The organism is Bacteroides sp. AM44-19, assembly GCF_003603395.1.
Lineage (GTDB): Bacteria > Bacteroidota > Bacteroidia > Bacteroidales > Bacteroidaceae > Bacteroides > Bacteroides uniformis.
The window spans coordinates 23,793-36,190 of record NZ_QTNB01000009.1; the positions used below are offsets into that span (position 1 = coordinate 23,793).

Consider the following 12,398-nt stretch of genomic DNA (forward strand, 5'->3'; position numbering starts at 1 on the left):
TGCAACATTCTGAGGGAAAATATTGCTGAAATATCTCCGGTGGTCGGCTTATTTGTATAATATTCTTCTGTTCTGTTTCTCTTTCTTCCCCAAAGTTCTGTTTATAGCCGCTTCAAGTCTTGTTCCGATACGTGCTTTCCTTTGTACGCTTTGCCTGCTGCATTGAAACGATAGCTTAGGTTCAGGGAGAAGCTGCGCGAGTCCGGGTTTGCCTTTTTCGTATAGGTCAGCCGGGGACCGAACAGCATGAAGGAGCCATACCGGGAATTCCACAGGTCATTGGCTTGCAGTCCGAGCGTCAGCCTTTTGTTGAAGAATGTTTTGCGGATGCCGGCGTTTATGCCCCAATAGGAACGTTGCAGCATGGCGCCGAAGTTGCCTTCGCTCTGGTAGTCGGCATCAAGGGAGAGAATCCACTCGTCCGGAAGCTGGAGACTGTTTTGCAGAAAGAGGTAAATGCTGCCGCGGTTCATATTCTTGCTACTGCCTTGATTGGTGACTTTGAAGAACGGTTGGGCGAAGTAGATGCCGAGCTCCGGTTTCCAGATGCCGACGGTGGGTGACAGATGGGCAGAGGCGGTGAGATACTGCATCCGTTTGAAATTTCCGGTAGTGAAGATGACAACATCCGGATTGTCCTCGTATTCTTTGGTCATGAAGGCAATGGCATTGCGGCGGTATTGGTAGTTAAGTCCGAATTGTACCCACTTGTAAAGGGCCGTGAACAGCAGGTCGTGGTTGGTTTCGGGGGTGAGCAGTGGGTTTCCGCCTTCGTAGATGAAACGGTTGTTATAACTCAGTGTGCTACGTAGCTGGAAGAAGCTGGGGCGGTTGCTTTTGGCTGTATAGCTGAGATTGGCTTGGGCTTTGCCGAGAGGAAAGTCTACCGATAGGTTGGGGCACCAGTCATTGTAAGTACGACTTTGACCGGACACGTACTTTTCCTGCTCCCAATAGTCGGAGACGGCATGCTCGAAGCGCAGTCCTGCAAGAAGGCTGATTTTTCCTAATGTCAGTGAGTATTCGGCAAAGACGGCGGACTTGCTTTCGTCGATTCGACTGTCTGTATCGGGAAGTATGTGCTGCCGGTTCAGGAAATTGTCATTTCGCCGGATGAAGGTGTAATCGGCACCGGTCTTCAGTTCACCTTTCCAAAGGGGATGGGTCAGAATCAACTTGGCGGCATAAAGGCGGTTGTCGGCGTGGTTGAAAGAGCTGATGTCGCGATTGCCTTCGGTCTGGCTTTCTTCTTTAGCCTCCTGGTGATTATAACTTTTTCCGTATACCAGGTCGGTGTTGAAGTTTATGTGGAGTTGCTTTATGCTGCCCTGATAGTAGGCATTCAGCTGGTGCCGGTTGGTTTGCTGCAAGTTTTGGGAGGAATGTATGGTGTGATCGGCCAATTCTTCATTTGCCCGGACGGTATATGCCGAATGGTCACTGCTGTGATAATCGGGGGTACGATGAAACTCATAGGAGGCACCGAGGCTGTGTTGGGGGGTGAAGTCGTAACTGGCGCTTGCTTTTCCTCCGGCAAGTAGTCCCTTATTATATAAGTGAACCCGGTTATTTACATCCCATTGTATTTCGGACGGTATCTGGTAGCGAACCTCCTGGTGGCGTTTTCTGTTTTCATAATTGGTGTACAGCATGCCCAGCAGGGACAGTCCTTTCTTCTGATAATTCAGATTGACTTGTCCGTAATGGCTGTTGCGTCTCCGTTGGGTGATTCCTGCACGGAAATTACCGCCAAAACTGTCTCTTTTGTTACGTACGGTGCGTATGCGTACAACGGCTTTAACGGTAGCATCGTACTCTGCACCCGGGTTGGTGATGAGCTCCACTTTTTCAATATCGGCGGCAGAGAGGCGTTGCAGCTCGGAGTTGTCTTGCAGAAGGCGGTTGTCTATATAGATGACCGGTGTCCCTTTGCCAAAAACGGTATACCCCTCATCAGAGGAGCGTAGTCCGGGGATATGTTTCAATACGTCGTTGGCATCATTCAAGGATGCGAGCAGGGTTTGCCGTACGCTTGTCTCCAACTTTCCGCCCTTTAGTCGGAAAACGGGGCGGGCGGCGGTGATGACGGTTTCCGCAAGTAGCACGGCATCGGTTTGCAATATCCAGTTGTGGGTACTCCCGGTGGGGCAAGGCTGGCAAAGGGGTTTGTAACCGATGGAAGAAACTTGTAGTAGATAGTTTCCGGGAGCGGGAGGGAGAAGTTCAAAACTACCGTCGCTTCGGCTACACGTTCCTTGTATGAAGGTGGAATCTTCGGAAAGGAGGGCGATGTTGGCAAACTCTATCGGTTGCTTTTCCTCTGTGAGAATTTTACCTCGGATGGAGGGTGTTGCCGGGCTGGTTTGTGCTTTTGTTGTCGTGACGCTCATTAGGAGCAGGGCAAGAATACATATTATCTGTTTCATGTTCCGGTTGTTGTTTGATTTCGGGACACGAAGGTATCCGCTTTCTGCCGGGATGGAAGAAATAAAAAGCGGATAGTTGTCTGACATTTGCCTGACAATAGACTGACAATACTTTCTTTTGTCCTTTTAAAGGGGGAAGATGATTACTTTTCTGTATCCATCTCTCCGGTGAACGAGATGGACTGTTTGTTCATGGGTTGCACATGGATACTGGTAGAACCATCGGGAAAGATGGTGAGGCGGTACTCATAATTGTCTTCATCACTACGGGTCTTGAAGTCTATTTGGATTTTGCCTTTTTTGAGTGCTCTGGTTGTGTATCCGGTGATGGATGCATTGAAATTCAGGCTCTTGCCTCCTCCATACGGAGCATTGTAGGCCACTCCAAAGTAAGGCAGGTAAGAGAAAACGGAGTCGTTTCTAATTTCCAGTGTATAGTTGGTGGTCAGGTTACGGCTACCGCCTCTCATCGGTTGCATCCGATCTACGTTGATTTTGTATTGTTTAGCAGCAATAGCTTCTTTTACAGCACGTTCAGTGCGCGCTTTCTTTTCGTTACGGTTTTGGGCGGTTGTCGGCATTGCGACAGTTAGGCAGATTAGCCCTAATAGGATAAGTTTGTTAGTCTTCATGATTCTATAATGTTTAGGTTTTTATTTCCAGTCCGTAGGCGCGGCCACGATCTGTTGTTATTCTGAGGTTACTGTTGTCCTCGACAATGGGCTTCAGACGCCGTATCAATGTGTAAAGCGTTTCGTCTGCATTGTCTTTTCCCGGCCATAGCGATTGGCAGATGTCGGATTTGAAAAGTAGGTGTGAGGAAGAAAGGTAGAACATCTCCATCAGTGTGTACTGCATGGGGGTGAGTTTTAGCTTTTCCTGCTGTTCGTTATAGAAGCAGGCTTCCTGGAGGGAAAGCGAAAGGTTGCCGAAGGTAATGAAGTTTTCTTGTTGCTGCCCGTTACTGGCATTAGTCTTTGTGTGCCGGTGGAAATAGAAGAAAGTGAATCCTCCCCAGAGCAGGGCGGCCAATAGCAATGTTGCCGGAATTGTCTGCTTGGATAAGCTGAACAGCATGGCAGCTGAGCAGCGGGCATATCCCCGGAAAGAAAGTGTCAGCCCAGATGCATCGGCTGTGGTGGAGAGCCATACTAATGTGTCGCTGGCAAGACATCCGGCAGGAATCTCATTGAATACGGTGGCGGGAGAGTTCTTTTTCAGTATATGCAGCGAAAGGGTAGAAACATCTTTCAATCCGGTGATGGACAATGCTTCGGTAAAGGCTCTGTGGAAACCGCTTACGGAAACGGGAGTGCCCATCACTTCTTGCAACTTGGCATAGGTTTGGATGGTATCTGCATTCAACCATAATCCCTTGTGCTGCAATACTGTGCGTTGCAGCGCTTGATTCAGGTCAGAGACCACACGTTGTTCTGCCTGCGAATAGCTGCGATAACCGAAGCCGAATGATAGCAGTACCAATAGAAAAGTGATTGCTATCGAAAGATTTGCTGCTGATACTTTCCTTTTCATGGATACAAAATTACGTATAAATCGGATTATAAACAAAAAAGGAAGTTTCCTTTTGGAAAACTTCCTTTTTTAATGGTTTTGCCGCAAGTAGATTACTTACGCAAGCCGAGTTCTTTGACAATAGCACGATATCTGGTGATGTCGCGATCCTTCAGGTAAGTCAGCAATGCACGGCGTTTACCTACCAACATAGTCAAAGCTCTTTCTGTACTATAATCCTTTCTGTTGAGCTTAAGGTGCTCAGTCAGATGAGCAATACGGTAGGAAAACAAAGCTATCTGAGCCTCAGCTGAGCCAGTATCAGTGTTAGACTTTCCGTATTTGCCGAAGATTTCTTGCTTTTTAGCAGCGTCTAAATACATAATGTTTAATTAAAAGTTATTATAAATATTCCCTTTCGGGGCTGCAAAGATAGGGATAAACTTTTATATCACAATGATATTCAGCAAAAAAATCATATCTATACTGCATATCTAATCCAAAATCACTAACTTTGTCGCCTGAAAATAATAGGTATTATATGCAAAAGATTAGAAACATTGCAATTATTGCCCATGTGGACCATGGGAAAACGACGCTCGTTGACAAGATGCTTTTGGCCGGAAACCTTTTCCGCAGCAACCAGAGCACAGGTGAATTAATGTTGGATAACAATGACCTGGAGCGTGAACGAGGTATAACGATTCTCTCAAAGAACGTTTCTATCAACTACAAAGACACCAAGATTAACATTATTGATACTCCGGGACACAGTGACTTCGGAGGTGAAGTGGAGCGTGTATTGAATATGGCGGATGGATGCATTCTGCTTGTGGATGCTTTCGAAGGTCCTATGCCGCAGACACGGTTTGTATTGCAGAAAGCTCTGCAGATTGGTCTGAAACCTATCGTTGTTGTGAATAAGGTGGATAAGCCAAATTGCCGTCCCGAAGAAGTGTACGAGATGGTGTTCGACTTGATGTTCAGCCTGAATGCAACCGAGGACCAGCTGGATTTCCCCGTTATCTACGGTTCTGCCAAGAATAATTGGATGAGTACCGACTGGCAGCAGCCGACTGATAACATTTATCCGCTTCTGGACTGTATCTTGGAGAATATTCCTGCCCCCGAACAGTTGGAGGGTACACCGCAAATGCTGGTTACTTCGCTGGATTATTCTTCGTATACCGGGCGTATTGCTGTGGGCCGCGTACACCGTGGCATATTGAAAGAAGGCATGAATGTGTCTTTGGCAAAGCGTGACGGGAGTATCGTGAAATCAAAAATCAAGGAATTGCATACATTCGAAGGTATGGGCCGTGTAAAGGTGCAGGAAGTGTCTTCCGGTGACATCTGTGCGTTGGTAGGTATCGAAGGATTCGAAATCGGAGATACGGTCTGCGATTACGAAAATCCGGAAGCGTTGCCGCCTATTGCCATTGATGAACCTACGATGAGTATGCTCTTCACCATTAATGACTCTCCGTTCTTCGGTAAGGAAGGTAAGTTTGTTACTTCCCGCCACATCCACGACCGTTTGATGAAGGAGTTGGATAAGAATCTTGCACTTCGCGTGCGCAAGAGCGAGGAAGACGGCAAGTGGATTGTTTCCGGCCGTGGCGTGCTTCATCTTTCCGTACTGATTGAGACCATGCGTCGTGAAGGGTATGAGTTGCAGGTAGGGCAACCGCAGGTAATCTTCAAGGAGATTGACGGCGTGAAATGCGAACCTATTGAAGAGCTTACCATCAATGTTCCCGAAGAATATGCCAGCAAGATGATTGATATGGTGACCCGTCGTAAAGGTGAAATGGTGAAGATGGAAAGTGCCGGCGAACGTGTAAATCTTGAGTTCGACATGCCGTCGCGCGGTATCATCGGTCTGCGTACCAATGTGTTGACCGCTTCTGCCGGCGAGGCTATCATGGCACACCGTTTTAAGGAATATCAACCGTATAAGGGTGAGATTGAACGGCGTACCAACGGTTCTATGATTGCCATGGAGTCCGGTACGGCTTTTGCCTATGCCATTGACAAGTTGCAGGACCGCGGCAAATTCTTCATTTTCCCGCAGGAAGAGGTTTATGCAGGCCAGGTAGTGGGCGAGCATTCCCATGACAACGACTTGGTGATTAATGTAACGAAGTCCAAGAAGCTTACCAATATGCGTGCCAGTGGTTCGGATGATAAGGCACGTCTGATTCCTCCCGTACAGTTCTCTCTTGAGGAGGCACTGGAGTACATCAAGGAAGACGAATACGTGGAAGTTACTCCTAAATCAATGCGTATGCGTAAGGTTATCCTCGATGAGCTTGAGCGTAAACGTGCAAACAAGAACTGATAAACAGAAGAGTTTTAGTTGTTATATATGAAAGGAGTGCCCCGCCGAAAGGTGAGGCACTCCTTGTTTATTGTCGTCATTCAAACGAAAGTCAATCGATGAATTTTACCTTTGCCGCATTACGGGGTTTGGCAGCGGGCGTTTCGTCCGGATAGCCGAAAGCGATACAGTAAAGTAGCTGATAGCCTTCCGGAATATCCAGTTTCTTCAGGTATTCGGCAGCAGCCGGAGTAGAGGTCATGAAGCGCGTGGGACCGCCCAAGCAGCAAGAACCGATTCCCATGGACCAGGCTGATAGAATCATATTCTCACCCAGCAGTCCGCAGTCAATCTGCGAAAGGTCATAAGACGGGTCATTGGCAATAAATACTACTGTAGAAGCGTTGCGAAACATGTTCTTGAATTTCGGGTCTTCGGCGGCTTTGGGATTTTCCTTCTTGTAGATTTCCGTAATGCCGTTGATGAAATCCGGGTTATCCACTACACGCACTTCCCACGATTGCTTGTTCTGTCCGTTGGGTGCATTGATACCGCAATCCAGGATAATCTGCATGGTGTCGCGATTCACGGCTTGCGGTTTGTACTGGCGGATGCTGCGGCGTGACATGATGGTTTCAATCACCGCATTCTCTTTGCTTTCATTTGCATTGGCAACTTGGGTCTCTTTCTGGACCTGGGCACCGCAACTGCAGAGCAGTAACAAACTTGCGCCTGCCAACATCAATCTGATACTTTTCATATTGCTTTATTTGAATAATGGTTTCTGCAAAACTACTAAAACTTTCGGATTATCAATGAGATAGAGATATTAAAAAAGAAAAAAGGCATCTCCCGGAGGAGATACCTTTTCCATATGTTTCTAACTTTATTGTCAGATTAGAGCTTCGGACCAGCAGCAACCAAAGCCTTACCAGCTTCGTTGCCAGTGAACTTAGCGAAGTTCTTGATGAAGCGGCCAGCCAGGTCTTTTGCTTTTTCTTCCCATTGGCAAGCGCATTCGTAAGTATCGCGAGGATCAAGAATCTTCGGATCTACATTAGGCAATTCAGTAGGAACCACGAAGTCGAAGAAAGGAATAACCTTCGTCGGAGCCTTGTCGATAGAACCGTCGAGGATAGCGTCGATGATACCACGAGTATCTTTGATAGAGATACGTTTGCCGCTACCGTTCCAACCAGTGTTAACCAAGTATGCCTTAGCACCAACCTTGTTCATCTTCTTAACCAATTCTTCTGCATATTTAGTAGGATGCAAGCTCAAGAAAGCAGCACCGAAGCAAGCAGAGAATGTCGGAGTCGGTTCAGTGATGCCACGTTCTGTACCAGCCAACTTAGCAGTAAAGCCAGACAAGAAGTAGTACTGAGCTTGTTCAGGGTTCAGGATAGATACCGGAGGTAATACACCGAATGCGTCAGCAGACAAGAAGATTACCTGGTGAGCGTGAGGACCCTTAGAAACCGGTTTAACAATGTTATTGATGTGGTAGATAGGATAAGAAACACGAGTGTTTTCTGTTACGCTCTTGTCAGCGAAGTCAATCTTACCGTCAGCAGCTACTGTAACATTCTCCAACAGAGCGTCACGCTTGATGGCAGCGTAGATATCGGGTTCGCTTTCTTTATCCAAGTTGATAACCTTAGCGTAGCAACCACCTTCGTAGTTGAATACACCTTCGTCATCCCATCCGTGTTCATCGTCACCGATCAACAGACGTTTCGGGTCAGTTGACAAAGTAGTCTTACCTGTACCAGACAGACCGAAGAAGATAGCAGAGTCAGTGCCTTCCATGTTAGTGTTGGCAGAGCAGTGCATAGAAGCGATACCACGCAACGGGTTCTTGTAGTTCATGATAGAGAACATACCCTTCTTCATTTCACCGCCGTACCAAGTGTTCAAGATAACCTGTTCGTTGGTCTTCAAGTTGAATACAGTAGCTGTTTCAGAGTTCAGACCCAGTTCCTTGTAGTTGTCAACTTTTGCCTTAGAAGCGTTGAATGATACGAAATCGGGTTCTCCGTAGTTAGCCAGTTCTTCAGCAGTCGGGCGGATGAACATGTTAGTTACGAAGTGAGCCTGCCATGCCACTTCCATGATGAAACGTACTTTCATACGAGTAGCGGGGTTGGCACCACAGAAGGTATCAACAACAAACAGACGCTTGCCGCTCAGCTGCTTAACAGCTTTAGCTTTCAAGTCAGCCCAAGCTTCTTCAGAGCAAGGTTTGTTGTCGTTTTTGTATTCTTCAGAAGTCCACCATACAGAATCCTTGCTGGCTTCATTCATTACGAAGAATTTATCTTTAGGAGAACGACCGGTATAGATACCTGTCATTACATTTACAGCACCCAGTTCAGTTACCTGACCTTTTTCAAAACCTTCCAAACCTGGTTTGGTTTCTTCTGCGAACAGTACATCGTAAGACGGGTTGTGGATAATTTCCTTCACGTCTTGGATACCGTACTTGCTTAAATCTAAATTTGCCATTTCTTTTAATGATTTAAAATGTTGGTATTTGGTTTATAATCTCTTTCCTTAATCTCTTTTTACCTTTGATTTACAAGGGAAAACGGGTGTAGAAAAGCTCTTTTTTTCCTGCTTTTCAGCAGGTCCCTTGTTTTTCGCCTACAAAAGTAATACTTTCTTTTTAAAGAAAAGCTCTATTAGAGAAATTTTTCTCTAATAGGAAATCTTTTATAAAACCATAACAATATCTGCTAACTGAATGTTGCAAATTGGGTGAAATTCGTTTACTTTGCACATCAAAACATTCTATAATTATGAAGGTTATCAACTTTGCCGAGACAAATTCTGTCTTGAACCAATACGTGGCGGAAATTCGTGATGTAGCAGTCCAGGGCGACCGTATGCGCTTCCGCCGTAATATTGAACGCATTGGAGAGATAATGGCGTATGAAATGAGTAAGGAACTGACGTATTCTGTCAAGCAGGTACAGACTCCCTTGGGGGTGGCGTCGGTCAGCACACCCGATGACGAGGTGGTGATTGCCACTGTTTTCCGTGCCGGATTGCCTTTGCATACTGGATTCTTGAATATGTTCGACCATGCCGGGAACGCTTTTGTTTCCGCTTACCGTTATTATAAGGATAAGGAATGCCGTACGGTGGATGTACACATCGAATACATCGCTACTCCGGATTTGTCCAAGAAGACATTATTGATTGTAGACCCGATGCTTGCCACGGGAGAAAGTATGGAATTGGCCTGGAAGGCCTTCGTCACCAAGGGGATGCCGGCCAAGTTGCAGATAGCTTGTGTCATAGCCAGCCAGCAGGGCGTAGAGCATCTGGAAAAGCTGTTCCCTGGAGATGAAGTGACCTTGTGGTGTGCAGCAATCGACCCGGAGATGAACGAGCATTCCTATATCGTTCCCGGGCTGGGAGATGCCGGAGATTTGGCGTTCGGTGACAAGATATAAGGTTCATATATCTTTTCCATCAGCCTTTTCCCAAGTGCGGGCCTATAATGACCCGGTTCATAATAATTGTGGATGTCTTCCGTGTATTCGTTGATACCGGTGAAATCAAATACATTCCGTTTTCCGAAGAAGCGCTTCAGTGTCTTTACGTCGGCAGGGTTTATGTTGACTTGCAGGTAGTCGGGACTGATAATGATTTTTACATCGGTATCATGTTTCCGGCAAATCCACTTTATTTCCTGCAACAGATTGATTTGCTTTTCCCTGAGCACTTGGGGGGCTTCCCGGTATTTCCCGTCTCTATAATTCTTCATTTTCTCTTTGGTGAATTCTCCTTTCCGGTTTTCCCAGTACTTATCTCCCTCTTCCTTTATCATTTTCTCTCTGGGATTTAACACGTCATTGGTTACCGGGTTTCGGGTGGAGCCATAGGGGTTTATAACCCCTTTCATGTAAGGGCGATAGGTATGGAACAGCTTGTAGTCCAGATAGGGGAAGAGAAAGTTCGGGTAGAAGAAGGCTTGGCAGAATTCCTTCTGAAACTTGAAGCTGCTTATTCCCGATATGGCGGGTGGCAGAATGTTGGAATGTCCGGTCAGGCAACGGTCGTTGTGCAATGATTCCTTGTCGATAATCAGCAGCAGGTTCTTGATTGTTGCACCTGCCTTGTCCAGTGCCTTCAGCTTCAGGCAGACGGCGGCAAGGCTTTCGGCATTTCCGAATAGCCGTACGGCTCTTCCGCCGTGGAGGTATTTCTCCCATTCATGGCATTGATAAGCCATAGTGCAGGAGTTTCCCATGATATAGGAGTCGATGGGGATGGTATCCCGGTTGTTCAGATACATCTGCCACCCCACGTGCCCTTCGTTTAGTACAACCGGGGTTTGGTCGTATCGTTCATAGTTCTTCAGGACCATGAAAGGGTCGTCCAGGAAATAGACTGCCAGTAGGGCTATAAAAGGGATAAAAAGGATAAAGAGCTTTTTCATGAAACGTATGGCTGCGTTCCGTTCGCTGTTTTTCTTCATCATGTGTCTTTATTGTCAAAATTGTAAATATATGAAGCTGTCCGAGTTGAACTGTCCCAGTGTGAAAAGTATTATGGCGAGCAGATAATAGATACTCCATCTTACGGCTGCCGGCTGTCGTCCGAGGGCTTCTAGCAAATCATGCTTGGACATGAAATATTCGTAAACCAATATCAGTACGAGTGCGCTTCCTGCCACAATGCTGTTGTGGTCCGGCATTCCGATGTTCATTTCCTTCCAACTGTAATGTACGCCGAAGGAGAGGTGGCTGATGTAGTGGAACGCTTCGGCCATAGAACTTGCCCGGAAGAATATCAGAGATACGGCAAAAAGTAGGTAGGTCCTTACGACGGATAATGTGGCATATAAGCGGCTTCCCAATTGGGCTTTCAGTCTGCGGTGAAATGCTGTGGTCTTCATCTCGTAGAAGATGATGACACCTTGAATTAGTCCGTAGACAGCGAAGTTCCATCCGGCACCATGCCAGATACCCAGTCCCGTGAAGGTCAGCGCCAGACTTAGAAATACGCCCCATTGTCCCCATCCACGCAGGTTCGAGGACAACGGGAGGTACAGATAGTCGCGTACCCAGAATGAAAGCGACATGTGCCATCGGCGCCAGAAGTCGGCAGTGGTCTGTGCAATGAACGGCCGGTTGAAGTTTGGGCTGAGCTTGAATCCCAGCATGCGCGCTCCTCCCAATGCGATGTCGGTATATCCGGAGAAGTCGGCATACAGCTCTATCGGATATAGGAGGCATGCCATCAGCAATTGCACGCCCGAGGCTGTGTATACCGACCCGAAGACACCGTCTATGTATGGGGCGATGGAGTCGGCCAGTATCAGTTTCTTTATTAGTCCCACGACAATCAGTCTCATTCCGTAGACCATGGATGTATAGTCCGTGGCTTTGCAGGACTTCAGTTGGGGGAGCATGTCACTTGCTCTTTCTATGGGACCGGAAAGGAACTTCATGAAGAAGAGCATGTATATCATGAAGTCGGGCAGGCTCTTTTCCGGTTCTTCTTCTTGCCAGTAGATTTCTGTCAGGTACGAAATGGCCTGGAAAGTATAGAAAGAGATTCCCAGTGGAAAGAGAATGTGGCAGTTTGTAAGCCGGTCAGCATACCGGAATGCCAACCAGCTTACAACCAGAAAACACACACCTGAAAAATAAATTCCCTTCATGCCGCTTTCCCGCTTGGCCTGTCCTATCCATTTGCCAAGGTAGAAGGTGGTAAGCGTGAGGATGAGGGCCGTTATCAGAAAAGCGAGGTGGTAGAAGCCTATGAAGAGGCAGCTGGCTGTCAGTAAGGTCGCTTTTCTGAATCGTGAAGGAAGCGTATGGTATAGAATGAAAGTACACGCAAACAGTACGACGAAGTTCAGGGATATGAATGACATTTCCTAGTTGGTTTTGGTTAAAATGGCATGGCAGATGTCTCCCACGTTTTTGAGTTTTACAATATCTCTGAAGGTGAAGCGTACATTGAATTTCTTCTCTATCTTGTTTATCAGTTGCATGTTGGTCAGTGAATCCCATCCTTCCACATCCTGGGCGGTGGTCTCATTGTCAAGTACAATGTTCTCTCTTTTCAGTACCTCCCGAAAGATGAGGCTCATTTCATTCAAAATAGTCTGTGTATCCATTGTC

The 12,398-nt window shown here is 46.8% G+C and carries 11 protein-coding genes; 2 read left to right on the forward strand and 9 right to left on the reverse strand.

Translation table 11 applies throughout. The features are described from left to right. Positions 1-101: 101 nt before the first annotated feature. The 4 genes from DW947_RS13920 to rpsO form a co-directional block, all read right to left on the reverse strand. Positions 102-2,426, reverse strand: coding sequence for an outer membrane beta-barrel family protein (locus tag DW947_RS13920; RefSeq protein ID WP_119958545.1), 2,325 nt, complete (start codon positions 2,424-2,426; stop codon positions 102-104). 143 nt (positions 2,427-2,569) lie between these two features. After that, entirely contained in the window at positions 2,570-3,058 is a 489-nt protein-coding gene (locus DW947_RS13925; RefSeq protein ID WP_005834391.1) for a DUF4251 domain-containing protein, read from the reverse strand. A 13-nt stretch (positions 3,059-3,071) separates the two neighbouring features. After that, positions 3,072-3,959 carry a helix-turn-helix domain-containing protein gene (locus DW947_RS13930; RefSeq protein WP_119958546.1) on the reverse strand — a complete coding sequence of 296 codons (888 nt, stop codon included), beginning with the start codon at positions 3,957-3,959 and terminating at the stop codon, positions 3,072-3,074. A 92-nt stretch (positions 3,960-4,051) separates the two neighbouring features. Next, on the reverse strand, positions 4,052-4,321 hold the full coding sequence (rpsO, locus tag DW947_RS13935) for a 30S ribosomal protein S15 (RefSeq protein ID WP_016272369.1): 270 nt from the start codon (positions 4,319-4,321) through the stop codon (positions 4,052-4,054). Between the two features lie 158 nt (positions 4,322-4,479). On the opposite strand from rpsO, the gene typA reads away from it, so the two are divergent. Further along, positions 4,480-6,279: a translational GTPase TypA gene (typA, locus tag DW947_RS13940; protein WP_005830735.1), complete on the forward strand. Its 1,800-nt coding sequence runs from the start codon at positions 4,480-4,482 to the stop codon at positions 6,277-6,279. Positions 6,280-6,370: 91 nt separating this feature from the next. Here the strand turns inward: typA and DW947_RS13945 are convergent, their stop codons facing one another. Together DW947_RS13945 and pckA are read right to left on the reverse strand one after the other, a co-directional pair. Then, positions 6,371-7,018: a nitroreductase family protein gene (locus DW947_RS13945; protein WP_008662557.1), complete on the reverse strand. Its 648-nt coding sequence runs from the start codon at positions 7,016-7,018 to the stop codon at positions 6,371-6,373. 137 nt (positions 7,019-7,155) lie between these two features. Further along, entirely contained in the window at positions 7,156-8,763 is a 1,608-nt protein-coding gene (gene pckA, locus DW947_RS13950; RefSeq protein WP_008662559.1) for a phosphoenolpyruvate carboxykinase (ATP), read from the reverse strand. 293 nt (positions 8,764-9,056) lie between these two features. Here pckA and upp point away from each other — a divergent pair, with 293 nt between their 5' ends. Then, a complete protein-coding gene (gene upp / locus DW947_RS13955; protein ID WP_005830723.1) occupies positions 9,057-9,716 on the forward strand; it encodes a uracil phosphoribosyltransferase in 660 nt (219 codons plus the stop codon). Here the strand turns inward: upp and DW947_RS13960 are convergent. The 3 genes from DW947_RS13960 to DW947_RS13970 are packed head-to-tail and all read right to left on the reverse strand — an operon-like array spanning position 9,659 to position 12,394. After that, positions 9,659-10,747, reverse strand: a complete 1,089-nt coding sequence (locus tag DW947_RS13960) for a hypothetical protein (RefSeq protein ID WP_005830721.1) — start codon at positions 10,745-10,747, stop codon at positions 9,659-9,661. The genes upp and DW947_RS13960 overlap by 58 nt on opposite strands. 12 nt (positions 10,748-10,759) lie before the next feature. Next, complete coding sequence (locus DW947_RS13965; RefSeq protein WP_008662563.1) at positions 10,760-12,148, reverse strand: MBOAT family O-acyltransferase; 1,389 nt, start codon at positions 12,146-12,148, stop codon at positions 10,760-10,762. Between the two features lie 3 nt (positions 12,149-12,151). After that, the gene (locus DW947_RS13970; protein ID WP_005830717.1) at positions 12,152-12,394 is read right to left on the reverse strand and encodes an acyl carrier protein; all 243 of its coding nucleotides are present in this window, start codon (positions 12,392-12,394) and stop codon (positions 12,152-12,154) included. Positions 12,395-12,398: the final 4 nt, after the last annotated feature.

What these genes read in the sequence shown, in the direction of transcription:
- DW947_RS13925 (WP_005834391.1), bottom strand. Translation starts at nt 3,058, where the DNA reads ATGAAGACTAACAAACTTATCCTATTAGGGCTAATCTGCCTAACTGTC.
- pckA (WP_008662559.1), bottom strand. Translation starts at nt 8,763, where the DNA reads ATGGCAAATTTAGATTTAAGCAAGTACGGTATCCAAGACGTGAAGGAA.
- DW947_RS13930 (WP_119958546.1), bottom strand. Translation starts at nt 3,959, where the DNA reads ATGAAAAGGAAAGTATCAGCAGCAAATCTTTCGATAGCAATCACTTTT.
- DW947_RS13945 (WP_008662557.1), bottom strand. Translation starts at nt 7,018, where the DNA reads ATGAAAAGTATCAGATTGATGTTGGCAGGCGCAAGTTTGTTACTGCTC.
- DW947_RS13970 (WP_005830717.1), bottom strand. Translation starts at nt 12,394, where the DNA reads ATGGATACACAGACTATTTTGAATGAAATGAGCCTCATCTTTCGGGAG.
- DW947_RS13960 (WP_005830721.1), bottom strand. Translation starts at nt 10,747, where the DNA reads ATGATGAAGAAAAACAGCGAACGGAACGCAGCCATACGTTTCATGAAA.
- rpsO (WP_016272369.1), bottom strand. Translation starts at nt 4,321, where the DNA reads ATGTATTTAGACGCTGCTAAAAAGCAAGAAATCTTCGGCAAATACGGA.
- typA (WP_005830735.1), top strand. Translation starts at nt 4,480, where the DNA reads ATGCAAAAGATTAGAAACATTGCAATTATTGCCCATGTGGACCATGGG.
- upp (WP_005830723.1), top strand. Translation starts at nt 9,057, where the DNA reads ATGAAGGTTATCAACTTTGCCGAGACAAATTCTGTCTTGAACCAATAC.
- DW947_RS13920 (WP_119958545.1), bottom strand. Translation starts at nt 2,426, where the DNA reads ATGAAACAGATAATATGTATTCTTGCCCTGCTCCTAATGAGCGTCACG.
- DW947_RS13965 (WP_008662563.1), bottom strand. Translation starts at nt 12,148, where the DNA reads ATGTCATTCATATCCCTGAACTTCGTCGTACTGTTTGCGTGTACTTTC.